At 68.1% G+C, this 22,088-nt stretch carries 19 protein-coding genes, 1 pseudogene and 1 riboswitch; of the genes and pseudogenes, 6 read left to right on the forward strand and 14 right to left on the reverse strand.

Annotation, left to right across the window (positions count from 1 at the left end):
* Window positions 1-16: 16 nt before the first annotated feature.
* From OOB33_RS01385 to OOB33_RS01400, 4 genes are all read right to left on the reverse strand, one after another.
* Window positions 17-1,171, reverse strand: coding sequence for a response regulator (locus tag OOB33_RS01385; RefSeq protein WP_165794679.1), 1,155 nt, complete (start codon window positions 1,169-1,171; stop codon window positions 17-19).
* A gap of 137 nt (window positions 1,172-1,308) precedes the next feature.
* A complete protein-coding gene (locus OOB33_RS01390; RefSeq protein WP_102769211.1) occupies window positions 1,309-1,890 on the reverse strand; it encodes a TMEM165/GDT1 family protein in 582 nt (193 codons plus the stop codon).
* A gap of 96 nt (window positions 1,891-1,986) precedes the next feature.
* A riboswitch (yybP-ykoY riboswitch) is annotated at window positions 1,987-2,119 on the reverse strand.
* Between the two features lie 21 nt (window positions 2,120-2,140).
* Window positions 2,141-3,673 (reverse strand): M16 family metallopeptidase, encoded by a 1,533-nt coding sequence (locus OOB33_RS01395; RefSeq protein WP_271007358.1) that lies wholly within the window; start codon window positions 3,671-3,673, stop codon window positions 2,141-2,143.
* Between the two features lie 11 nt (window positions 3,674-3,684).
* The gene (locus OOB33_RS01400; RefSeq protein WP_271007359.1) at window positions 3,685-5,106 is read right to left on the reverse strand and encodes a M16 family metallopeptidase; all 1,422 of its coding nucleotides are present in this window, start codon (window positions 5,104-5,106) and stop codon (window positions 3,685-3,687) included.
* Window positions 5,107-5,411: 305 nt separating this feature from the next.
* On the opposite strand from OOB33_RS01400, the gene OOB33_RS01405 reads away from it, so the two are divergent.
* From OOB33_RS01405 to OOB33_RS01415, 3 genes are read left to right on the forward strand one after another with little or no spacing between them, the layout of a single operon-like run.
* Window positions 5,412-5,801, forward strand: a complete 390-nt coding sequence (locus OOB33_RS01405; RefSeq protein WP_271007360.1) for a VOC family protein — start codon at window positions 5,412-5,414, stop codon at window positions 5,799-5,801.
* A gap of 5 nt (window positions 5,802-5,806) precedes the next feature.
* Window positions 5,807-6,055 carry a TfoX/Sxy family DNA transformation protein gene (locus OOB33_RS01410; RefSeq protein WP_171828424.1) on the forward strand — a complete coding sequence of 83 codons (249 nt, stop codon included), beginning with the start codon at window positions 5,807-5,809 and terminating at the stop codon, window positions 6,053-6,055.
* Between the two features lie 27 nt (window positions 6,056-6,082).
* Window positions 6,083-6,679, forward strand: coding sequence for a DinB family protein (locus tag OOB33_RS01415; RefSeq protein ID WP_271007361.1), 597 nt, complete (start codon window positions 6,083-6,085; stop codon window positions 6,677-6,679).
* 25 nt (window positions 6,680-6,704) lie between these two features.
* Here OOB33_RS01415 and OOB33_RS01420 read toward each other — a convergent pair whose 3' ends face one another.
* Together OOB33_RS01420 and OOB33_RS01425 are read right to left on the reverse strand one after the other, a co-directional pair.
* On the reverse strand, window positions 6,705-8,240 hold the full coding sequence (locus tag OOB33_RS01420; RefSeq protein WP_271007362.1) for a hypothetical protein: 1,536 nt from the start codon (window positions 8,238-8,240) through the stop codon (window positions 6,705-6,707).
* Between the two features lie 100 nt (window positions 8,241-8,340).
* Window positions 8,341-9,036 carry a glutathione S-transferase family protein gene (locus OOB33_RS01425; RefSeq protein WP_271007363.1) on the reverse strand — a complete coding sequence of 232 codons (696 nt, stop codon included), beginning with the start codon at window positions 9,034-9,036 and terminating at the stop codon, window positions 8,341-8,343.
* Between the two features lie 292 nt (window positions 9,037-9,328).
* Here OOB33_RS01425 and OOB33_RS01430 point away from each other — a divergent pair, with 292 nt between their 5' ends.
* On the forward strand, window positions 9,329-11,392 hold the full coding sequence (locus OOB33_RS01430) for a S9 family peptidase (protein WP_102769203.1): 2,064 nt from the start codon (window positions 9,329-9,331) through the stop codon (window positions 11,390-11,392).
* Window positions 11,393-12,128: 736 nt separating this feature from the next.
* Here OOB33_RS01430 and ureG read toward each other — a convergent pair.
* The 8 genes and pseudogenes from ureG to OOB33_RS01470 form a co-directional block, all read right to left on the reverse strand.
* Window positions 12,129-12,803, reverse strand: a complete 675-nt coding sequence (gene ureG, locus OOB33_RS01435; RefSeq protein WP_271007364.1) for an urease accessory protein UreG — start codon at window positions 12,801-12,803, stop codon at window positions 12,129-12,131.
* Window positions 12,800-13,474 (reverse strand): urease accessory protein UreF, encoded by a 675-nt coding sequence (locus OOB33_RS01440; protein ID WP_271007365.1) that lies wholly within the window; start codon window positions 13,472-13,474, stop codon window positions 12,800-12,802. The genes ureG and OOB33_RS01440 overlap by 4 nt, the downstream gene beginning before the upstream one ends.
* A gap of 2 nt (window positions 13,475-13,476) precedes the next feature.
* A pseudogene (gene ureE, locus OOB33_RS01445) lies at window positions 13,477-14,022 on the reverse strand (urease accessory protein UreE); the annotation flags it as partial.
* Entirely contained in the window at window positions 14,019-14,507 is a 489-nt protein-coding gene (locus OOB33_RS01450; RefSeq protein WP_102769199.1) for a GNAT family N-acetyltransferase, read from the reverse strand. The pseudogene ureE and the gene OOB33_RS01450, both read right to left, overlap by 4 nt.
* A gap of 14 nt (window positions 14,508-14,521) precedes the next feature.
* Window positions 14,522-16,273, reverse strand: a complete 1,752-nt coding sequence (ureC, locus tag OOB33_RS01455; RefSeq protein ID WP_271007366.1) for an urease subunit alpha — start codon at window positions 16,271-16,273, stop codon at window positions 14,522-14,524.
* Window positions 16,273-16,578 carry an urease subunit beta gene (locus OOB33_RS01460; protein ID WP_271007367.1) on the reverse strand — a complete coding sequence of 102 codons (306 nt, stop codon included), beginning with the start codon at window positions 16,576-16,578 and terminating at the stop codon, window positions 16,273-16,275. The genes ureC and OOB33_RS01460 overlap by 1 nt, the downstream gene beginning before the upstream one ends.
* Complete coding sequence (locus OOB33_RS01465) at window positions 16,575-17,156, reverse strand: HupE/UreJ family protein (RefSeq protein ID WP_271007368.1); 582 nt, start codon at window positions 17,154-17,156, stop codon at window positions 16,575-16,577. The genes OOB33_RS01460 and OOB33_RS01465 overlap by 4 nt, the downstream gene beginning before the upstream one ends.
* A gap of 46 nt (window positions 17,157-17,202) precedes the next feature.
* Entirely contained in the window at window positions 17,203-17,505 is a 303-nt protein-coding gene (locus tag OOB33_RS01470) for an urease subunit gamma (RefSeq protein ID WP_102769195.1), read from the reverse strand.
* A 98-nt stretch (window positions 17,506-17,603) separates the two neighbouring features.
* On the opposite strand from OOB33_RS01470, the gene OOB33_RS01475 reads away from it, so the two are divergent.
* Both OOB33_RS01475 and OOB33_RS01480 read left to right on the forward strand, forming a co-directional pair.
* Window positions 17,604-21,086, forward strand: coding sequence for a hybrid sensor histidine kinase/response regulator (locus OOB33_RS01475; protein WP_271007369.1), 3,483 nt, complete (start codon window positions 17,604-17,606; stop codon window positions 21,084-21,086).
* The gene (locus tag OOB33_RS01480; RefSeq protein WP_271007370.1) at window positions 21,080-22,069 is read left to right on the forward strand and encodes a response regulator; all 990 of its coding nucleotides are present in this window, start codon (window positions 21,080-21,082) and stop codon (window positions 22,067-22,069) included. The genes OOB33_RS01475 and OOB33_RS01480 overlap by 7 nt, the downstream gene beginning before the upstream one ends.
* Window positions 22,070-22,088 lie beyond the last annotated feature (19 nt).

Genomic DNA, 22,088 nt, shown 5'->3' on the forward strand with positions numbered 1-22,088 from the left:
CGCAGCAGGCCTGGACTCAATTCGCAGCCTGGCCCAGCTTGTGGATCACACGGCCCAGGAAGGCCTCCACCTCCTGACTCTTGCCCAGCACCGCCAAGGCCGCCTCCAGATGCTGCTTGATGATGCTGCTGAGGTGGTCCTCCTGGCTCTGGGTCAGCCCCAGATGCAGAAAGCTGTTCTCGACCTCGGCATTGAGGCTGTCGAACACCTGCTTGACCTCGCGCTGCTGCGCCTGGTTGCGGGCCGAAATGTCGGTCAAGGCATTGCGCGTCATGCTGACCAGATGACGCACATCGGCCAGATCGCGGGTGGCGACCAGGGACTCCAGCGCCCCGACCCGCTGCACCGCGCCCTCGACCAGCAGGGCCACGTTGTCGATGGCGCGGCCCATGCGTTCGGATTCGGCCCGGTCCATGTCGGCGCCGCGGTCCATGCGCAGGTCGCGCACGAACAGCACCACGCGGTCGTAAGAGAAACCGGTGTGGTGGCCGAAGGGGCGGATTCGCTGGCCCTCGGTCTGGGCCTGCAGATGGTCGAGGATGGAGTTCTCGAGCGCGCTGCAGGGCCCGCGGGCATTGCCCGAATACACCTCGCCACCGCCGCGGATGCGCACGCATCCATCGAGCGAGTAGCGGTGCAGGGCATCGAGGATGGCCCGCGCCACGGCCGCGTTGTCCGCGCAGCCGACCAGGGCGCGCTGGAACTCCAGCACCACGCCGGCCTCACCCACCATATCGGCGGACGAGAGCACGGCATTCATCACTTCGTCGAGCTGGCCGCTGAGCTCGCGCTGCCGGTCGCGGTGGGCCAGCACCAGATTGATTTTGGCCAGCAGCTCGGGCGCATCAAAGGGCTTGGGCAGGTAATCGGCGCCGCCGGCGGCATAACCCTGCAATCGCTCGTCAATGCTGGTGCGAGCGGAGTGAAAGATCACCGGGATGTCGGCTGTGGAGAAGTTGTCCTTGAGGCGGCGGCAGGTCTCGTAGCCGTCCATCTCAGGCATGTCCACATCGAGCACGATCAGGTCGGGCGGGTCGCTGTCACAGCGACTCAGGGCTTCCGCCCCGCTGCTGACCTGACTGACCTTGAAGTCAGCTTCCAGTGTGGCTTCCAGCATTTGCAGCGTCAGCTCGTCGTCGTCGACCAGCAAGACATGAGATCGCACCGTCATTGTTAGAACTCCCCTGGCGAACTGTTCCATGTCCGGGCGCAACTCTGACTGTGCGTGTTGCGCCCGTCGAAGCATTGAACCAGCAAACCGGGCCGGCGACCAGCCCCGCTGCGCAACAGCATGCAGAAGTAAACGGCTCAGAAACCGAGCTTTTGTCCCGCACCAGCCAAGGTGGCCACCCCGATCACCGCAAAGATGGCTGCGGCAATGCCATGGACCAGGCGAACGGGAATACGACCGGCGATGCGCTCGCCCAGCAAGACGGCCGGCACATTGGCGATCATCATGCCCAAGGTGGTGCCTGCCACCACAGCCACAAAGGCGTGGTACTGAGCCGCCAGCGCCACGGTGGCCACCTGGGTCTTGTCGCCCATCTCGGCCAGGAAGAAGGCCACGATGGTGGTGCCCAACACGCCCAGCTTCAGGCCCTTGCCGCCCTCCTCTTCCTCGTCGATCTTGTCCGGGATCAAGGTCCAGACAGCCATGGCGACAAAGCCCACGCCCAGCACCCAGCGCATCACGGTGGGGCTGACTTGCGCGGTGATCCAGGCGCCCAGGGCGCCGGCACCGGCATGGTTGACCACGGTGGCGATGAAGATACCCAGGATGATGGGCAGGGGTTTGCGGAAGCGGGCAGCCAGCAAAAAGGCCAGGAGCTGGGTTTTATCGCCGATTTCAGCGAGGGCGACGATGCCGGTGGAGACGAGAAAGGCTTCCATGGTGGGCGAACACTGTTCCTGCGGCCGGCATGAAAACAACCGATGACCACGCACACGCCGGCCGCAAAGCAGGTGTGGGTGGCCAAAGGTCTTGCCAGGGGTCAGGTCTTGCGCACTGCACAAGAGATGACACTGCCCGCGCCATGGCCGAACGCTCGACCAAGTGTGTTGACGCGGGCCGGCAGCCAGGGCGGCTGCAGCGGCTACTCCCCAATGACCCGACCATTGTAGCCGCGGGCTTGAAGCCGGCCTATTTGCGGCCGCCGCGGCGCAGCGTCGGGCTGGCCAGGTCCAGCTCCTCGGCCTTGAGCACCAGGGCATCCGGGAACTGCTGGCGCAGGGCCAGACCGCCCTGCTTGAAATCGGCCACGATGACGGTGCGCAAGCGCTCGCCCTGCCAGTGGCGGGTGGCCAGGGTGCGCACGATGTCGCCGTCCAGGGCCGCCAGTTCATCCGGCACCCGGCCCAGCTCGGCCAGGGGTCGGCCGCGCATCAGGCCCTCGGCCGCCAGGGCGGCCAGGCCGGCCGTGGTTTCCAGCTGGCGGCCGAAGTCGCCGATCAGCACCGCGCGGCGTGCCACCAGCTCGGGGTCGGGCACACGCTCCGTAGACAGGCGGCGGATCTCCTGCTGCAGCAAGGCCGCCACCTCACCGGCGCTTTCATGCTTGGTCTGGGCGCTGGTGATCAGCTGGGCGCCCCCGGGCTGCGCGTCGATGCCGCTGGTGGCACCGTAGCTCAGGCCGCGTTTGATGCGCACCTCCTGGTTGATGCGCGAGGAGTAGCCCTGACCCAGGACCGCATTGGCCAGGGCGTTGGCCTGCTGGGTCAGCACCTCGGTGGCCTGGGCTTCGGGTGTCAGGCGGGCAAAGGGCACGGGGCTTGGGCCGGCGGTCGGGGCCATCACCTGCACCGCACTCTGGCCGGCACCGGGCAGGTCGACCAGTACCGTGCGCGCCGCCAGCGGCTTGGGCACCAAGGACGGTTGTTGCGGCAGTGCCATGCGATGGGCTCGCCATTTGCCGAAATGCTTGTCCGCCAGGCTGCGCGCCTGGGCCGGCGTGATGTCGCCGGCCAGGATCAGGGTGACCCGCTCGGGCCGCACATGCAGGCGGTGGAAGGCGCGCACATCGTCAAGCTGGATGCGGCTGAGGCTGGCCAGGGTGGGCTGCTGACCATGCGGGCTGTCGCCCCAGTAAAGGCGGCGGCCGATCTGGGCGGCCAACTGGCCCGGGTCGGAGCGGCCGAGCTTGAGCGCATCGACCGCCTGGGCCTGCAGGCGCTGGAACTCCTCTTCCGCCAGGCTGGGGCTGCGCAACATCTCGGACAGCAGGCCCAGGCTGGCGTCCAGGCGGTGGCTGGCCACCGTCACGCCCAGGTGGCTGCTGCGAGCGGCGCTGCCGATCTCCAGCTGCGTACCCAAGGCCTCGATCTCGGCGGCCAGGGCCGCGGCCGACACCGGGCCGGCGCCACGCTGCACGCCCTTGCCCATCAGGGCCAGGCTCAGCTCGGCCAGGCCGGACTTGCCGCCCGGGTCATAAGCCCCACCCGACTGGACCAACAGCCAGGCCGTGACCAGAGGCTGGGCATGACGCTCGACCACGGCCAGGCCCAGGCCATTGGCCAGGCGCTGCTGAATGAAATCGGGCACCTGCAAAGGCTGGGGCGAGGCCGGGCGGGGCGGCGACTCAAACCCGGTCTGGGCCCAGGCGCAGCCCAAGGAGGCGGCCAAGGCCAGGCCCAGGGCCGCAGCCAACACAGGCGGGCGGCGAACGAACGAAAACATGGTCCGGCGGCTCATGGCTTGCCCACTTTCTTGCGGGCCGGCGCTGCCTCGGCCTCGTACAACACGGTCACCCGGGCGCCGCGCAGCACATCGCGCTTGAGCACGCCTTGCACATCGGCGGCGCTGACCGCCTGCAAATCGTTCAACTCGCGGTTCACCCACTGCACATCACCGCGCAGCAAGGCCGCCTCGCCCAGCACCTCACCCAGGCCCAGCGGCGTTTGCCGGCGAATCAAGGCAGCGGTCAGCAGCTGAGCCTTGACCTTCTCCAGCTCTGCCGCGGCGATGGGCTCCTCGGCCAGCTTTTGCAGCTCACGCATCAGCGGCGCCACCAGTTCGGCGGCGCTCTGCTTGCCGCTGGCAATGGCATGGGCCACCAACAGGCCGGCGTCGGCATTGAGCTGGGCTTCGAAGCCGGCACTCTGCGCCAGCTGCTGGCGGTAGACCAGGCTCTCGTTCAGGCGCGAGGACTCGCCCATGGCCAGCAGCCCTTGGGCCACCTGCCAGACCGGCGCATCGGCGCTGGAGGCCTTGGGACCTTGCCAGATCAGCAAGGCCGCCGGCAGCGGCACATTGGGCGCCTTGAGCTGATGCAGCTCGTCGCGTGCACGCCGCGGCTCGCTCTGTTGCACCCGCGGGATGGCACTGGCCGGTTGGCGGATGCTGCCGAAGTAATGGTTCACCCAGCGATTCAGCTGCACCGGGTCAAACGCGCCGGTGACAATGAGCACCGCGTTGTCCGGCCGGTAGTACTGGGCATGGAAGGCACTGACGTCCTGCAGGGTCGCTGCGTCCAGCTCGTCGATGCTGCCGATCACCGGGCGGCGGTAGGGGTGCAGCTGGTAGCCCAGGCGCGGCACGGCGTGAAACAACCGGCCGTAGGGCTCGGCCAGCACGCGCTGGCGGAACTCTTCCTTGACCACGGCGCGCTCGCTGTCGAAATTGACCTGATCCACGGTCAGGTTGGACATGCGCTCGGCCTCGGCCCAGAGCAGGGGTTCCAGGTGGTTGGCCGGCACGACGCTGTGGTAAGCCGTCATGTCATCGGCGGTGAAGGCATTGTTGTTGCCGCCGACATCCTCGGTCATGCGGTCGAACTGTTCGTTGGCCATGTAGCGGGTGCGCTTGAACATCATGTGCTCGAACAAATGCGCAAAGCCGCTGCGACCGGCCGGGTCGTCCTTGCCGCCCACGCGGTACCAGACCTGCACGCTGACCGTGGCCCCGGCCTGAGGCAGGGCAATCAGCTCCAGGCCATTGGCCAGAATGCGGCGCTCGAAGGCCAGGGGCGCAATCTTGAGCGGCGCCACGGTGCCCTCGGCGGCGGTCTGCGCCCAGACCGCCGGGCTGGCGCCGGCCAGCAAGGCCGAGCCGGCCGTGCCGAGGCTCAGACCCAGGCCCAGGCTCAGAAAGCGGCGACGCGCGCCGCTCATGCCCTGCGCTTCCCCGGCCCCTCCCGCACCGACCTGCTGTCCTGGCTCTCGTCGTTCTCTGCTGTGCATGCTGCTCACGCTGATCCCATCATCGTCTTCTTCTGATGCGCCCACGGCGGCCGAAGCGCCGTGCGCAGGCGCCCATGCTGCCACAAGGAACCGGCTCGGCCGTGTCGGCCCGGCTGCGGATGCCGCCGCCGGGCGCCCTCCCCCTAACTGCTGACAGCCGATGTCAGCAGCGGGCAGGCAAGATGCGCCGCAGCCATCCCCCCTCCCCGTCCACACGCACTGCCGGAGACCCTCGCATGAACTATGCCTACACCATTGTTTACGTGGCCGATGTGGCCGCTTCCCTGGAGTTTTTCGAGGCCGCCTTCGGCCTGAAGCGCCGCTTTCTGCATGAATCGGGCGCCTACGGCGAACTGGACACCGGCGCCACCGCCCTGGCCTTTGTCGACCACGAAACCGCGCTGGAAAGCGTCGGCCAGCCCTATGTGGTGGCGGCTGAGAGCGCCCGCCCGCTGGGCATGGAGATCGGCTTCAGCACCGAGAACGTGCCCGCTGCCTTTGCCCGCGCCGTGGCCGCCGGCGCCGCGCCGCTGAAAGAACCGGTCACCAAGCCCTGGGGCCAGACGGTCGCCTATGTGCGCTGCCCGGATGGCAGCCTGGTCGAGCTGTGCACGCCCATGGGCTGAGGACCATGCGCGGTCTCGGGCCCCGCAGCCGGGAACAACTTGCTGCGCTCGGCATCCACGATCTGGACCAACTGCGCCAGCACGATGCCTATGCGCTCTACGCAAAGCTCAAGGCACGGTGGCCCGGGGCCAGCCTCAATCTTCTGTACGCTTTGATGGGTGCACAGGAAGATCGTGACTGGCGCGACATCGCCCGCGAACGGCGCAGCGAAGCCTTGCTGCGTCTGGACGACCTGGGGTTGGCACCCCGTTGAGACCTGACGACACTGGATACGGCAAGCATGAAGCCCAACCCCCACACCGACCCTCTGGCCCACCATCTGCTCAGCATGGCCTACAACAATGCCTGGGCCAACCACCGCCTGCTGGCGGCCTGCGCCCATCTGAGCCCGTCTGAGCTGCAAGCGACCCGCTGCAACTTCTTCCCCAGCATCCTCGCGACCCTGAACCACAATCTCTGCGTGGACTGGTTTTACGTCGATGCGCTGGAGCGCGAGCTGGCCGGCGACGCGCCGCACCCCGACTGCTACCAGTTCTTTGCCGTGGAGCAGCCGTTTCAGACCGCCGCCGAGCTGCAGCGCGAGCAGGCGGCCGTGGACCAGCGCCTGCGGGCCTACTGCGCCGCCCAGCGCGACGGCGAGCTGGGCCGCATCGTCACCATCGCCCGGCCGGGGGGCGCGCAGCAGGACAGCCGCACACGCCTGCTCGCCCATCTGTTCCAGCACCAGATCCACCACCGCGGTCAGGTGCACGCCATGCTGGCCGGCACCGCCGTCAAGCCGCCTCAGCTGGACGAGTTTTTCTGTGCCGGCGAGGCGGATCTGCGCGCCACAGAGTTTCAGGATCTGGGCTGGACCGAGGCGGACATCTGGGCCTGATGAGTCCGCTCGGGACGGGGCCGGATCACGCCTCTGGCGCCCCCAGGGCCTGCATGGCCTGGCGCGTGTCCTGGATCACACGCTGCGCCACCCGGCGCTCGGTCTCGGGCAGCTGGCGCGCCGCTTCGGCCTCCAGCAGCAACGGCCGCAGCAAGGCATTGGCGCTGGCACGGAACTCCTGGCCCAGGGTGTCGAGCTGGGCGAAGCTGTCGACGCGCATGGCGGACAGGCGCTCGCGCAGCGCTGCCTCAAATGCCTCGCGCTTGTGGCGCAGCTCTTCATCCTTGCGGCCGCTCTTGTCCATCATCCACTTGAGCAGGCCGGCCACCAGCAAGGCACCGCCCGCAAACGGCGCCACCGGCGCGATCACCGGCAGCACGGCGGCTGCACCCAGGGCATAGACCGCCGCGCCCGTGCCTGCGGCAGCCACCGCGCCGGCGCCCAGGGTCAGCTCGGCCGCACTCTCGGTGGAATTCTTCAGCCGCGTGCTGATCTGCAGGGCCGGCATCAGGCGGCGCAGCTGGCTGTGGTGCGGGCGCTCGAGCACGCTGGCGTGGACCAGGCTGAACTCTTCGCGGAACAGGCGCAGCTCTTCCTTCAGCAGGCGCAGCTGCCCCTCCTGGCGGCGGGCGGCACGGTCCAGGCGGCGCTCCAGCTCCTTGGCAAAGGTCGAGCGGGCCATCTCGGCCCAGACCTTGTGCTCGGTCCAATCGTCCGTGCGCAGGCGCTCCAGCATCTGCAGCTCGACGGCATTGCCGGCATCGTGGATCAGCTCTTCAAAGTCCTCTTCGAAGCTGCGTTTTTCATGCGCGATGCGCGCTTCCACCATGGCGATGCGCTGACCCACCTGCTGGAACAGCTGCTCCACCCGCTGCGCGTACGCGGCGGCCGAGCCGGCCTCCGGCGGCGGCGCCTGCAGGCCGCGCTCGAACTCGCTGAGTCGCCGCGCCAGCACGGTCAGGCTGGAGCTCATACCCTGCTGCAAGACCTGATCGCTGCTGGCGCCGTCCAGGTAACGGCCCACGCCCAGGGCCAGATCGATATCGCCCGACAGTCGCGCCGCCGTCTGCGCCGCCGGCAACAATGGCCGGCCGCCGAACAGCCGGGCCGATTGGCGGCTGACGGTTTTCCACAACGAGGGCGCCGGGCCCACCGCCTCGGCCAGGCGCGAAAGCTCCTGGCTGGGCAGCAGCAAGGCTACCGCCAGCTCCTGCGCAAACTTGTGCGCCTGCTCGCCCTGCAACTGCAGCAGAGGCTGGGCATCCAGGAAGGCCTGGCGGCGCTGGGCCTCGGGCAGCTCGGCGCTGGCGCGCTTGAGCTGAGCAAAGGCGGCTTTTTGCTCGCCAGGCGACTCCAGCGCCCGCAGGGCTGCGTGGGCGCCCAGGGCCGAATCCTGCAGCCGGGCGGCCAAGGCCGACACCCGCTCGAACTCCCCCAGCGTGACAAAGCCGTCGGCCGCGGCCAGCGCGGCCAGGGCGCGGATGAAGGCCTGCGGGAAGCCGCCATCTTCGCGTGCGAACTGTTCCAGATCGGGCCGATCCAGAGTGATAGCGACGGGCATGACGGAAGGGCTGGGCGGTGGCGAAGAAACACTCACGGGGACGGGGCTCCAGGCTTGAAGGTCAGACCCGCATCGTCCCAGATTCTGGGCCACCCAAGATTCATGCGGGCGCAGAGGCGCGCAAATCCTGCAGCCAGAGGCCCGCCGCCCGGGCCTCGGCCTCATGCGCTTCATCACGCCAGGTTTCAGCCAGGGCCGCGCGGTACCAGTCCTGCATGGCCGGCAGCTGCAACAAGCGCTGGGCATAGGCCTGCGCGGCCTCGCCCAAGGCCGGCCCATAGCTCTGCACCCGAAAAGCCACCGGGGCGAAAAACGCATCCACAGCCGTGAAATCGGGGCCGGTGAGGTAGGGGCCGCCGAAGCGCTTCAAGCCCTCCAGCCACAAGGCCTCGATGCGCTGCCAGTCGGCCACCAAGGCAGGCGACCAATCGCCCACCTGCACTCGCAGGCCGCAGTTCATGGTGCAGACATCGCGCAGGCGCTGGAAGCCGGAGTGCACTTCAGCGCAGACGCTGCGCGCCCAGGCGCGCGCCGCACGGTCCTGCGGCCAGACCCGCGGGTCCAGCTCGGCCAGATACTCGACGATGGCCTGGGAGTCCCAAACTGTCAGGCCCTCGTGATGCAGGCAGGGCACGCGGCCGCTCGGCGAGAACAAGCAGTAGTCCCCGGCGCTACCCGGCGCCTGGCCGAACACCACCAGTCGCTCCTCGAAGGGCAGTTGCAGCTGCTTCAGCAGCACCCAGGGTCGCAAGGACCAGGACGAATAGTTTTTGTTGGCGATGAAGAGTTGCAGCATGGTGGGCACCCGTGAGCCAAGTGGCGGGCGCCAGCATATGCCAGAGCGCGGCAGGGCAGCGGCCCCAGGCTGTCGATGGGTTGCACCCATCGGGCCGATCGGCAGCTCATGTCGGCCAGCCTCCCGTCTGTCGCCGCAAGCGGGTGGAGCTCTAGCAAGTTTGACTATGCTGCAAGCCTGCAGTTCCAAATCCTGGGCCCAGCGCATGCCCGACGTCCCCTTCCTCAGAATGGGCCGCCGAGCTTCGAAGGCCCGCACGTTTCCACCTGCCCTGTCTCTTTCTGAGGTGCACATGACATCGTCTGCTTCTGCGGTTCGCCCCTTCGCCCCCACCCTGTTGGCTCTGGCCAGCCTGGCCTTGAGCGCCACGCTGACCCAAAGCGCCGTGGCCGCCACGGCCAATGCCCGTGGCGAAACGCCGCTGATCGCCCGCTCAGCCTTGTTTGGCAACCCGGTCAAGAGCGGCGCCCAGCTGAGCCCGGATGGCCAGTGGCTGTCCTGGATGGCACCGGTGAATGGCGTGATGAACGTCTGGGTGGCGCCGGCTGACAAGCCCGAGGCGGCCAAGGCCGTCACCGACTCCAAGGACCGCCCGATCCCCGGTCATTTCTGGTCGGGCAACAGCGAGCAGGTTCTGTTCATCAAGGACAACGCCGGCGATGAGAACTTCCGCCTCTACGGTGTCGATTTGAAGAGCGGCCAGCAGCGCGACTACACGCCCTACAACAAGGTGCGGGTGCGCATGATGGCACGCTCGAACACGCGACCCGACGAGCTGCTGATCGGCATTAACAACCGCGACCCGCGCTGGCACGATGTGCATTTGCTCAATCTCAAGACCGGCGAGCTGAAGCTGCTGATGCAGGGCGACGGCTTTGCCGGCTTCCTCGGCGACGACGATCTGAATGTGCGCATGGCCCTGCGCCCCAATGCCGCGGGCGGGCAGGATTTCTTCCCGGTCCAGAACGGCAAGACCGCCGACAAGCCAGTGCTGAGCACGACGCTGGAAGACAGCGCCACCTCGCCGCTGGGCTACACCCGTGACGGCAAGACCCTGTACTGGATGGACTCGCGCGAACGCGACACCACGGCCTTGTTCGCCGAGGATGTAGCCAGCGGTAAACGCACCCTGCTGGCCGAGGACGCCAGGGCCGATCTGGGGGCCAGCTTGCGCGACCCGGTCAGCGGCGTGATCCAGGCCTATGCTGTGGACTATCTGCAGACCGAATGGAAGTTCCTTGACAAGACGCTGAAGGCCGACTTCGACTGGCTGCAAAAGCAGCTGGGCCAGGGCGAGGTGATCGTTTCCAGCCGCACGCGCGCCGACGACAAGTGGATCGTCGGCATCGATCCGGTCTCCAAGGTCGCTGCCACCTACCTCTACGACCGCAAGGCCAAGAAGCTGCAGGCGCTCTATGTCGCCCGCCCCGAGTTGCAGGACGCACCGCTGGTGCCCATGCAAGGCCTGGAGATCAAGGCCCGCGACGGCCTGATCCTGCCCAGCTACCTGAGCCTACCCAAGGAGGCCGACAAGAACGGCGACGGCAAGGCCGACAAGCCTGTGCCCCTGGTGCTGTTTGTGCACGGCGGCCCCTGGGCCCGCGACGGCCATGGTTACAACGGCTACCACCAATGGCTGGCCAACCGCGGCTATGCGGTGCTGTCGGTCAACTTCCGCGCTTCCACCGGCTTTGGCAAGAAGTTCCTGAACGCCGGCAACAAGCAATGGGGCCTGGCCATGCACAACGACCTGCTGGACGCCGTGGACTGGGCCGTCAAGCAAGGCGTCACAACCAAGGACAAGGTCGCCATCATGGGTGGCAGCTATGGCGGCTACGCGGCCCTGGCCGGTGTGGCCTTCACGCCCACCACTTTTGCCTGCGCCGTGGACATCGTTGGCCCCTCCAACCTGGAAACCCTGCTCAGCACCATTCCCCCGTACTGGGAGGCCGGCAAGAAGCAGATGTACAGCCGCATGGGTGACCCGACGACCGAGGAAGGCAAGGCCATCCTGCGCGCCGCCTCGCCGCTCTACAAGGCCGACCAGATCGTCCGCCCCCTGCTGATCGGCCAGGGTGCCAACGACCCGCGTGTCAAACAGGCCGAAAGTGACCAGATCGTCCAGGCCATGCAAGCCAAGAAGATCCCGGTCACCTATGTGCTCTACCCCGACGAAGGCCATGGCTTCAACAAGCCCAACAACCGCATCGGTTTCAACGCCGTGGCGGAGGCCTTCCTGGGCCAATGCCTGGGCGGCCGTGTCGAGCCCCTGGGCGAGACCGTGCGCCAGTCCACCGCACAAATCGTGACCGGTGCGGAGCATGTGCCGGGCCTGGAGGCGGCCGCGAAGAAGTAAATCGCTGAACCGCTGGCCCACTCATCGCCCGATCCTGGGCGGTGATCAGCGCCCTCGAGTCTGTCATGGCTCTGGGGCGCTTTTCTTTGCCGCGACAGCGAGAACCACCTGGGCCCAGTGGCGGGGAGCAGAACCCTGCGGTCGACTCTTGTGCGGATCGCTCACGCTGCGGTGGCTCGTCCCGCCGCCGGGCTCATGGTTCGCGGGTCGGCTCTTCGAGCCGACTCCGCTCGCTGCTCACTGCGCGGCTCAGCGGCGCCAAACTCCCTCCGTTCGCTGCGCTCACTGTGGTCAAACAGTGGCGCCGAGTCAGTTCTTGAAGCGCGCGAGTACGCGCACCTGAGCCGCTCCGCTGCGCCCTCGGCCGCGCACAAATCGCCCGTCGGCGGGCCGAGCCACCTCCGGATTCGGCGGGATCCACCGTTGATGGGGCCGATCGATCGCGATGCAAGCGCCCTGCAGCCCGGGCCGCTGCCGGGCGATTTGTGAAGGGCCGAGCAGCACAGCGCCTCGGGGCGCGCACGTACTCGTGCGCTTCAAGCTCTGACTTGGCGCTTCTGTCTGAACGAAGCGCACGCAGGGAGCGGAGTGAGTTATGCGCCAGCCCCGAGGCGCGAGCAGCGCAGGGAAGTCGGCCCGCCAGGGTCGACCCCGGAACCATGAGCCCGGTGGCGGCACGGGCTGCAGGGCCTCACGAGAAAGACCCAAATCAGTTTCGTAACGAACATGCCCTCGCTCAGCCTCCGGAGCTCAACATCCCCCGCTCTTCGATGAATCGCACCACCTCAGCCACACCGGCCAGGGTCTTGAGGTTGCTCATCACGAAGGGCTTGCTGGCGCCGCGCATGCGGCGGGTGTCGGCTTCCATGATCTCGAGGTTGGCGCCGACATGCGGGGCCAGATCGGTTTTGTTGATGACGAAGAGATCGCTCTTGGTGATGCCGGGGCCGCCTTTGCGCGGGATTTTTTCGCCGGCAGCGACGTCGATGACGTAGATGGTCAGGTCGCTCAGTTCGGGGCTGAAGGTGGCGGCCAGGTTGTCGCCGCCGGACTCAACGAAGACCACATCGGCGTCGGGGAACTGCGCGAGCATGCGGTCGATCGCCTCCAGATTGATGGAGCAATCTTCGCGGATGGCGGTGTGTGGGCAGCCGCCCGTCTCCACGCCCAGGATGCGCTCGGCTGGCAGGGCGCCGCTGAGGGTCAGCAGGCGCTGGTCTTCCTTGGTGTAGATGTCGTTGGTGATGGCCACCAAGTCCCAGCGCTCGCGCATGGACTTGCACAGCATTTCCAGCAAAGTGGTCTTGCCCGAACCGACCGGGCCGCCGATGCCCACGCGCAGAGGCGGCAGGCGTTTGCTGCGACCGGGAATGTGGTGCAGCGGGGTCGGGTGCGAAGTGCTTGGATTCATGATCGGAACAGGCGGGAGTACTGGGTTTCGTGGCGGGCCGAGAGAATCGCCAGCATGGGAGAAAAAGCCTGACGCCGAGATTCATCGGTGGCAAGCGCCTCGGCAACCGCCGCGGGAATCTCGGCGGCCAGGCGGGCCAGGATGCGCTGTCCAGCGCTCTGCCCCAGGGGCACCGACTTGATGGCGGCGCCGACCATGGCCTCGGCCCAGGCGAAGGCGTAGGCCAGCAGCGCATCCTCGGGCGCAGCCTCGCTGGCTGCCAGGGCCAGGGCCATCACCAGCGGGTAGCAGGGCTGGCCCAAAGCCTGGCACTGCGCGATCTGTGCCGGCGTGGCGGTGTCGTGGTTGCGCAGCCAGTCCAGCAGCGAACGGCCCATCTGCTCGGACTGCAGGCGCAGCTCGGCACTCTCGCGGGTTTGCAGCAACCAGTCGTTCAGGCGGCGCAGAGTCGCCCGGTCGTCTTCGCGCCAGGCTCGCAAGGCCTGGGCCGCCAAGGACAGGTCACCGCGCGCTTGGCTCAGGCGCAGCTGCTGCGAGAGCCAGTGCGCGGTGCTGGTTTCGTCATGCACCCAGCCATGGGCCACGGCCGATTCGATGCCCTCGGAATAGGAGAAGCCGCCGATGGGCAGAGCCGGCGAGGCCAACCAGAGCAGTTGCAGCAGGGCGCTCATGGATGGGCGTGATGATGATGGTGAGGAGGGTGAGCATGACCGTGGTCGTGCCCATGGTCATGGCTGTTCCCATTCCCCGCCGCATACGCCCCGCCCTCCGGTTCAAACGGCGCGTCCAGCGCCTGCACCTGCAGATGCGGCTGGGCGCGCAGCATCTCGGCCAGCACATGGTCGGGCTCGATCTGCAAATATCCGGGCTGCAGCTCGATGGGCACATGGCGGTTGCCCAGGTGGTAGGCCGCGCGAGTCAAGTCAAAGGGCGAGCCGTGCTCCGCGCAAGCGCTGATGCGCAGCAGCGCCTGGGGCGCCGCCTCGACGCGGATCAGGCTGCCATCCTCGGCCAGCAGCACATCGCCGCCGCGCAGCTGGGTGCCGCGCGGCAGGAACACGCCCAAGACTCGACCACTGGAGTCCTCAGCCTGAAAGCGGCTCTTCTGCCGCGTGTCCCAGTCCAGGCTGAGGCAGGCCGCACGGCGCAGCAGCACCGGCGCCAGGCCCTGGCCTTGCGGGATCAGACGGGCCACTTGCAAGAGCGCTGCGGCGCTCATGCCAGCGCCAAGGTCATGTAGCAGCTGTGGGGGTCGATCCGGTAGCTGCCGAAGGGCTCGCAGACGACAAAGCCCTCGCTGGCGTAGAGCTGGTGGGCCGGCTCGAAAAATGCCTGCGTGCCGGTTTCCAGGCTCAAGCGGCGATAGCCGCGCTGACGGGCCTCGGCCAGCACATGGCGCAGCATGCGGCGCGCCAGGCCGCGGCCACGCAGCGCGGCCGCGGTGCGCATGGACTTGAGTTCAGCGTGCTCCGCATCCAGGCGCTTGATCGCGGCGGTGGCCGCCAGCACCGGGCCTGCGGGCTCGTTCAGCCACGCCGTCCAGAAAGCGATCTCCGGTTGGCGCAGCTTGTTCATGTCCAGCGCGTGCACACTTTCCGGCGGCGAGGTGGCGCGCATGTCCTGCATATGCTCTTCCATGAAGGCGGCAATGCGCGGGTCGCTCAGGTCATCGAGGCGGATCAGCAAGTCGGTTTCGGTGGTCATGGCAAGTGGGGACATCAGAACAAGAAATAGCGTTGGGTCATGGGCAGGCTCTGCGCCGGCTCGCAGCTGAGCAAGAGGCCATCCGCCCGCACGGCATAGCTTTGCGCATCGACCTCCATGCGCGGCGCGTAATCGTTGTGGATCATGTCGCGCTTGCCCAGGCCACGGATGCCGCGCACGGCAGCCAGGGTCTTTTGCAAACCATAGCGCTGGCCCACCCCGGCCGCCAGGCCAGCCTGCGACACAAAGCTCAATGAGCTGCGCGCCAGGGCGCCGCCGAAGGCCGCGAACATGGGCCGGTAGTGCACCGGCTGCGGAGTCGGGATGGAGGCATTGGGGTCACCCATGGCGGCCAAGGCGATGCTGCCGCCCTTGAGGATAATGCTGGGCTTGACGCCGAAGAAGGCCGGTTTCCAGAGCACCAAATCGGCCCACTTGCCGACCTCGACGCTGCCCACCTCGTGGCTGATGCCATGCGCAATCGCCGGGTTGATGGCCAGCTTGGCCACATAACGCTTGACCCGCGCGTTGTCATTGCCAGGGCCGTCGCCAGGCAAAGGCCCTCGCTGCAGCTTCATCTTGTGCGCCGTCTGCCAGCAGCGCAGGATCACCTCGCCGACCCGGCCCATGGCCTGGGAGTCGGAGCTGAACATGCTGATAGCGCCGAGGTCGTGCAGGATGTCCTCGGCCGCAATGGTCTCGCGGCGAATGCGGCTTTCGGCAAAAGCCAGGTCCTCGGCAATCGCCGGGTCCAGGTGGTGGCAGACCATGAGCATGTCCACATGCTCGTCCAGGGTGTTGATCGTGTAGGGCCGGGTCGGGTTGGTGGAGCTGGGCAGCACGTTCGCCTCGCCCACCACCTTGAGGATGTCGGGTGCATGGCCACCGCCTGCCCCCTCGGTGTGGAAGGTGTGGATGGTGCGGCCCTTGAAAGCCGCCACCGTGTCCTCGACAAAGCCGCTCTCGTTGAGCGTGTCGGTGTGGATGGCGACTTGGGTGTCGGTGGCCTCCGCCACGTTCAAACAGTTGTCGATGGCGGCCGGCGTGCTGCCCCAGTCTTCGTGCAGCTTGAGGCCGATGGCGCCGGCCTCGATCTGCTCCTGCAAGGCCAGGGGCTGGCTGGCATTGCCCTTGCCGAGAAAACCCAGGTTCATGGGGAAGGCATCGGCCGCCTGCAGCATGCGCTCCAGATGCCAGGCACCGGGCGTGCAGGTGGTGGCCAGGGTGCCGGTGGCCGGGCCGGTGCCGCCGCCCAGCATGGTGGTCACGCCGCTGGCCAGGGCTTCCTCGATCTGCTGCGGGCAGATGAAATGAATGTGGGTGTCCACCGCGCCGGCGGTGACGATCAGCCCTTCGCAGGCGATCACCTCGGTGCCGGGGCCGATGATGATGTCCACGCCGGGCTGGGTGTCGGGGTTGCCGGCCTTGCCGATGGCGACGATGCGGCTGTTCTTGAGGCCGATGTCGGCCTTGATGATGCCCCAGTGGTCGAGGATCAGGGCATTGGTCATGACCGTGTCGACAGCACCCTCATCACGAGCACGTTGCGACTGCGCCATGCCATCGCGGATCGTCTTGCCGCCGCCGAACTTGACCTCCTCGCCGTAGCCGACGGCATTGCCGGCGGCGTCAATACGTCCTTCGCCCGCGCGCAGGGTCAGGTCTTGCTCGACCTCGATGATCAGCTCCGTGTCGGCCAGGCGCAGGCGGTCGCCCACGGTGGGGCCATACATCTCGGCATAGGCGCGTCGTCCCAGCGTGGCCATCACAAGCTCCCTTGCACCAGGCCGCGGAAGCCGTGGACGATGCGCGCGCCGGCCAGGTCCACCAGCTCCACGGTGCGCTGCTGGCCGGGCTCGAAGCGTACGGCCAGGCCGGAACCGATGTTCAGCCGCATGCCGCGCGCCGCGGCGCGGTCGAATTGCAGGGCGGCATTGGTTTCGGCGAAGTGGTAGTGGGAACCAACCTGGATGGGCCGATCGCCTGTGTTCTGCACCACCAGGCTCAGCGTGCGCCGGCCGGGGTTGAGCAGGTGCTCGCCCTCGGGCGTGAACAACTCGCCGGGAATCATGCGCCGACCACCCGGCTCATCAGGGCCAGGCCCAGCAGCGCAATGCCGCCACCCAGCACGCGACTCAGCGGCAGGGCCCAGCGCGCCTGCGTGCGGCGCAGCGACAGGCCCAGGCCCAGGCCGGCCACATGGAGCAGCCAGGTCGCCAGCACCATGCCCAGCAAGGCCAGGCCGCCGTCCAGCTCGCGGCCATGGGCCACGCCGTGGAAGCAGGCAAAAAAGCCCACCAGGCCCATGGCCAGGGCAGGCGCCAGGGCGCGCCGGGTGGCGGCCAGCAGACCCAGGGCCAGCACCGAGGCGGCGATCATGGGTTCCACCGCCGGCAGCTCCAGGCCGCTCAAGCCCAACAGCGCGCCGACGAGCAGCAGCACGGCAAAGGCCAGCGGCGCCTGCCAGGGCCGGCGCAGGGCCAGGCCGCTCCACAAGCCCACGGTCAGCATGGCCGCCAGATGATCGGCCCCACTCAAAGGGTGGAAGAAACCGGTAATGAAGTCATGGCCATGGGCGGCATCGCCGGTGTGCGACACGGCCACCAGGGGCAGCAAGCCAGCGAGGGCGGAGACGAGGGCGCGTTTCATGAGGGCGGGTTCCTGTCGGTGTCGTTGAAATGAATGCGGGGACGGCTCAAACGATGGGCTGATGCACAGTCACGAGCTTGCTGCCATCCGGGAAGGTCGCTTCCACCTGGATGTCGGGAATCATCTCGGCCACGCCGTCCATCACATCGGCGCGGCCGAGCAGTTCGCGGCCCTCGCTCATCAGCTGGGCGACGGTCTTGCCGTCGCGGGCCCCTTCCATCACGGCGGCGCTGATGAAGGCCACGGCCTCGGGATAGTTGAGCTTGAGCCCGCGGGCGCGGCGGCGTTCGGCCAGCAGGGCGGCGGTGAAGATCAACAGCTTGTCCTTCTCTCTCGGCGTCAGTTCCATGGTGTCCTGCTCGGGTGTTGCGAGGGCTGTTTGCAAGTCCCGTGCCGACTTGGAGACCGCCACGCGCAGGCGGCACGAAACCTGCTCGCAGTTCGCCCATGAGCGCCCTGCCCCACGATGTGCCGCTGCCCCTGCATCCGCCCCTTCATCCGCCTGAAGGCGGCCCGGCGCCGCAGCGCGTCATCAAGATCCGGCGCGACTACAACGCCTGGGTGGCGCGCGAAACGCTGGAGGACTACGCCCTGCGCTTCACGCCGCAGCGCTTTCGCCGCTGGTCGGGCTTCCGGGTGGCCAACACGGCCTTCGGCGCGGCCTCCTTCCTGATCCTGGAGGCCGTGGGCGCCACCTTGCTGCTGCAGTACGGCTGGGCCAATGCGGCCTGGGCCATCGTCGCCACCGGCCTGATCATCTTTCTGGCCGGCCTGCCCATCAGCATCTACGCCGCCCGCTACGGCGTGGACATGGACCTGCTGACCCGCGGCGCCGGCTTCGGCTACCTGGGCTCGACCCTGACTTCGCTGATTTACGCCAGCTTCACCTTCATCTTCTTTGCGCTGGAAGCGGCCGTCATGGCCTACGCCCTGGACCTGGCACTGGACATCCCGCCACGCTGGGGCTATCTGATCTGCGCCCTGCTGGTGATTCCCCTGGTCACCCACGGCGTGTCGGTCATCAGCCGCCTGCAGCTGATCACGCAACCGCTCTGGCTGGTCCTGCTGCTGCTGCCTTTCGCGGCCGTGCTGTGGCAAGAGCCGCAGGCCTTTGCCGGTGCACTGCACCATGCTGGCGCGCTCTCGGGCACGGCCGGCTTCGAGTTGCGCCACTTTGGTGCGGCGCTGACCGTGGGCATTGCCCTGATCACGCAGATGGGCGAGCAGGCCGACTACCTGCGCTTCATGCCCGCCCTGCCGAGCGATGCCGCGCCGGCGCAGCGGCGGCGATGGTGGGCGGCGGTGCTGGTGGGCGGGCCGGGCTGGGTGCTGCTGGGCGTGCTCAAGATGCTGGGCGGCGCCTTGCTGGCCTGGCTGACGCTGAGCCACGCCGTGCCGGCCGAGCGGGCGGTGGACCCCAACCAGATGTACCTGGCCGCCTACGAGTATGTGTTCCCGCACTACGGCTGGGCGGTGGCGGCCACGGCCCTGTTCGTGATCGTGTCGCAGCTCAAGATCAATGTCACCAATGCCTATGCCGGCTCGCTGGCCTGGAGCAATTTCTTCTCGCGCCTGACGCACAGCCACCCGGGGCGGGTGGTCTGGGTGGTGTTCAACACCTTGATCGCCTTCTTGCTGATGGAGATGAATGTCTTCGAGGCCTTGAGCGCCGTGCTGGGCCTGTACGGCAATGTGGCCATCGCCTGGATCATGGCCGTGGTGGCCGATCTGGTGATCAACAAGCCCCTGGGGCTGTCGCCGCCGGGCATCGAATTCAAGCGCGCCCACCTTTACGACGTCAACCCGGTCGGCGTGGGCGCCATGGCCCTGGCCTCGGCGCTCTCGGTCAGCGCTCACCTGGGACTGTTCGGGCCGGATGCCCAGGCTTTCTCGGCCCTGATCGCCCTGGTGACGGCCTTGATCGCCTCGCCCGTGATCGCCTGGGCCACGCGCGGGCGCTACTACCTGGCCCGTGCACCGTTCGGCGAGGACCCAGACGAAGGCCGCCCCCTGCGCGCGCGCCGCTGCGTCATCTGCGAGCGCGAGTACGAAGGCCCGGACATGGCCCAATGCCCTGCCTACCAGGGCGCCATCTGCTCGCTCTGCTGCAGCCTGGACGCTCGCTGCGGCGATCTCTGCAAGCCCCAGGCCCGGCTCTCGGCGCAATGGTCGGGCGCGCTGCGCTGCCTGCTGCCGCGGCCGCTCTGGCCGGTGCTGGACAAAGGCCTGGGCCACTTCCTGCTGTTGATGGGCGTGCTGCTGCCCCTGCTGGCGGCGCTGTTCGGCCTGCTCTACCACCAGGAGTTGCAAAGCCTGGGGTCCGGCGAAACGCCGGCCAGCCTGCGAGCCGGCTTCCTGAAGGCCTATGTGCTGCTGAGCCTGGGCCTGGGCATTGCCGCCTGGTGGCTGGTGCTGGCCCACCAGAGCCGCGAGGTGGCGCAAGAAGAATCCAACCGCCAGACCGAGGCCTTGATGCGCGAGATCGCCTCGCACCGCCGCACCGACGAGGCCTTGCAAGCGGCCCGCGTGTTGGCCGAGCGCGCGCAAGCCGCGGCCGAGGCCGCCAACCAGGCCAAGAGCCGTTACGTCAGCGCCATCAGCCACGAGCTGCGCACCCCCCTCAACAGCATCCTCGGCTATGCCCAGCTGATGGCCGAGGACACGCACGAGCTGCCGCCGCGCCGGCGCCAGGCCGTGCAGGTGATCAAGCGCAGCGGCGAGCACCTGCTGAGCCTGATCGACGGCACCCTGGACCTGGCCCGCATCGAGGCCGGCCGCCTGAGCCTGGAGCTGGCGCCCCTGCGCTTCGAAGACTGCATGCACGAGCTGGCCGAGATGTTCGAGCCCCAGGCTGCCGCCCAGGGCTTGCAGTTCCGCTTCGAGGTGCAGGGCGAGCTGCCGGCTTGCGTGCGCGGCGACGAGCGGCGGCTGCGCCAGATCCTGATCAATCTGATCGGCAATGCCATCAAGTTCACGCCGCGGGGTCAGGTCACCCTGCGCGTGCGCCATGCCCGCGAGCTGGCCCTGATCGAGGTGGAGGACAGCGGCCCCGGCCTGGACGCGGCCGAGTTGGCGCGCATCTTCGAGCCCTTCACCCGCGGCAGCAGCCGCGGCACCGGCGCCACCGTCGGCGCCGGCCTGGGCCTGACCATGGCGCAGATGCTGGCGCGGCTGATGGGCGGCGAGCTGAACGCACGCAGCACGCCGGGCCAGGGCTCGGTGTTCAGCGTGCGCCTGTTCCTGCCGGCCTTGCCCGACAGCGCCCTGCCGCCGGCGCGCGCGCCCCGCCCGCGTCTGGGCTATGCCGGGCCGCGCCGCTTGCTGCTGCTGGTCGACAACGAAGAGGCCGACCGCCAGCTGCTGATCGAGCTGCTGGCGCCGCTGGGCTTTGAGCTGCGCAGCGCCAGCAGCGGCCATGATGCGCTGGACTTGATCGTCAGCGGCGGCCTGCGGCCCGACGCCGTCCTGCTGGACCTGGCCATGCCCGGCATCGACGGCTGGGAGACCCTGCGCCGCCTGCGCGCCCTGAGCCTGCCCCAGCTGCCACGCGTGGCCATCGTCTCGGCCAATGCCTTCGAGAAAGGCCAGGAGCATGAGGGCGGCATCAGCGCCGTCGACTTCATCACCAAGCCGGTGCGCCATGCCGAGTTGCTGGACTGGCTGGGTCAGGCTTTGGCGCTGCAGTGGTTGGATCAAGCCACTGCAGCGCCGGCAGCATTGCCGCCGAAGCAGACGCCCCTGCCCGCTGAACACCTGCCGGCCCTGCGCGAGGCCCTGGAGCTGGGCCACTACCGCGGCGTGCTGGCCGCCCTGGACCGCATGCAAGCCAGCCAACCCGAATGCCAGCCTCGTGTGGAGCAGCTGCGCGAGCAGGCGCGGCAGTTCCAGTTCGAAGCCATGCTACTGAACCTGGAGGATGCGCCATGCTGACGCCGACATGCAGCGGCACGGAGGGGCCGCGCAGCGAGCGCGTGCTGATCGTTGACGATGTGCCGGACAACCTGGCCCTCTTGCACGACGCGCTCGATGAATCGGGCTACACCGTCTTCGTCGCCACCAGCGGCGAGGCGGCCCTGGCCCGCGCGCGCCAGGCCCAGCCCGACATCGTGTTGCTGGACGCGGTGATGCCCGGCATGGATGGCTTTGAGCTGGCGCGCCGGCTCAAAGCCACCCCGGCCACGGCCGGTATCCCGCTGATCTTCATGACCGGCCTGACCGAGACCGAGCATCTGGTGGCCGCGCTCGAAGCGGGCGGCGCCGACTATGTCACCAAGCCCATCAAGCCCAAGGAGGTGCTGGCGCGCATGCAGGTCCATCTGCGCGCTGCCGCGCAAGCCCAGGGCGCCGTGCAGACGCGGCGCGCGCTCGACGCCTTCGGCTACGCCAGCGTCACCGTGCGCCTCAGTGACGGCCGCCTGATGTGGCAGACACCGCTGGCGCGCGAACTGCTGCAGCGCCACTTCCCGGCCGAGCCCGGCGGCCTGCTGCCCGCGCCGGTGCGCGCATGGCTGGCGCAGCAGCCGCTCAGGGCTCAGGAGCACTTACGCGAGCCACCGCGCTTTCAGCATGAGCAAGGCGCTCGCCGCCTCAGCTTTGCCCTGCACCCCTCGGGCCTGGAGAACGTGGACGAAGGCGATGAATGCCTGCTGGTCATGCGCGAGCACAGCGACGCCGCCCTGATCGAAGCCATGGGCCTGAACTTCCGCCTGACCGCGCGCGAGGCCGAGGTGCTCTACTGGGTGGTCAAGGGCAAGATCAACCGCGACATCGGCGACATCCTGGGCGCCAGCCCGGCCACGGTGAAAAAACATCTGGAGCGCATCTTCGCCAAGCTCGGCGTCGAGACCCGCACCTCGGCGGCGGCCATGGCCTTGAACCGCCTGCGCCAGCTGCACCCGCAGTGGGAGTTGTGAATCCGCCCTCGGGCTGGCT

The organism is Paucibacter sp. B51, from assembly GCF_027863535.1.
In the GTDB taxonomy this organism is placed as follows: domain Bacteria; phylum Pseudomonadota; class Gammaproteobacteria; order Burkholderiales; family Burkholderiaceae_C; genus Paucibacter_A; species Paucibacter_A aquatilis.

What these genes read in the sequence shown, in the direction of transcription:
- ureG (WP_271007364.1), bottom strand. Translation starts at nt 12,803, where the DNA reads ATGAATCCAAGCACTTCGCACCCGACCCCGCTGCACCACATTCCCGGT.
- OOB33_RS01405 (WP_271007360.1), top strand. Translation starts at nt 5,412, where the DNA reads ATGAACTATGCCTACACCATTGTTTACGTGGCCGATGTGGCCGCTTCC.
- OOB33_RS01390 (WP_102769211.1), bottom strand. Translation starts at nt 1,890, where the DNA reads ATGGAAGCCTTTCTCGTCTCCACCGGCATCGTCGCCCTCGCTGAAATC.
- OOB33_RS01385 (WP_165794679.1), bottom strand. Translation starts at nt 1,171, where the DNA reads ATGACGGTGCGATCTCATGTCTTGCTGGTCGACGACGACGAGCTGACG.
- OOB33_RS01420 (WP_271007362.1), bottom strand. Translation starts at nt 8,240, where the DNA reads ATGCCCGTCGCTATCACTCTGGATCGGCCCGATCTGGAACAGTTCGCA.
- OOB33_RS01400 (WP_271007359.1), bottom strand. Translation starts at nt 5,106, where the DNA reads ATGAGCGGCGCGCGTCGCCGCTTTCTGAGCCTGGGCCTGGGTCTGAGC.
- OOB33_RS01470 (WP_102769195.1), bottom strand. Translation starts at nt 17,505, where the DNA reads ATGGAACTGACGCCGAGAGAGAAGGACAAGCTGTTGATCTTCACCGCC.
- OOB33_RS01395 (WP_271007358.1), bottom strand. Translation starts at nt 3,673, where the DNA reads ATGTTTTCGTTCGTTCGCCGCCCGCCTGTGTTGGCTGCGGCCCTGGGC.
- OOB33_RS01415 (WP_271007361.1), top strand. Translation starts at nt 6,083, where the DNA reads ATGAAGCCCAACCCCCACACCGACCCTCTGGCCCACCATCTGCTCAGC.
- OOB33_RS01480 (WP_271007370.1), top strand. Translation starts at nt 21,080, where the DNA reads ATGCTGACGCCGACATGCAGCGGCACGGAGGGGCCGCGCAGCGAGCGC.
- OOB33_RS01450 (WP_102769199.1), bottom strand. Translation starts at nt 14,507, where the DNA reads ATGACCACCGAAACCGACTTGCTGATCCGCCTCGATGACCTGAGCGAC.
- OOB33_RS01410 (WP_171828424.1), top strand. Translation starts at nt 5,807, where the DNA reads ATGCGCGGTCTCGGGCCCCGCAGCCGGGAACAACTTGCTGCGCTCGGC.
- OOB33_RS01440 (WP_271007365.1), bottom strand. Translation starts at nt 13,474, where the DNA reads ATGAGCGCCCTGCTGCAACTGCTCTGGTTGGCCTCGCCGGCTCTGCCC.
- ureC (WP_271007366.1), bottom strand. Translation starts at nt 16,273, where the DNA reads ATGGCCACGCTGGGACGACGCGCCTATGCCGAGATGTATGGCCCCACC.
- OOB33_RS01465 (WP_271007368.1), bottom strand. Translation starts at nt 17,156, where the DNA reads ATGAAACGCGCCCTCGTCTCCGCCCTCGCTGGCTTGCTGCCCCTGGTG.
- OOB33_RS01430 (WP_102769203.1), top strand. Translation starts at nt 9,329, where the DNA reads ATGACATCGTCTGCTTCTGCGGTTCGCCCCTTCGCCCCCACCCTGTTG.
- OOB33_RS01475 (WP_271007369.1), top strand. Translation starts at nt 17,604, where the DNA reads ATGAGCGCCCTGCCCCACGATGTGCCGCTGCCCCTGCATCCGCCCCTT.
- OOB33_RS01425 (WP_271007363.1), bottom strand. Translation starts at nt 9,036, where the DNA reads ATGCTGCAACTCTTCATCGCCAACAAAAACTATTCGTCCTGGTCCTTG.
- OOB33_RS01460 (WP_271007367.1), bottom strand. Translation starts at nt 16,578, where the DNA reads ATGATTCCCGGCGAGTTGTTCACGCCCGAGGGCGAGCACCTGCTCAAC.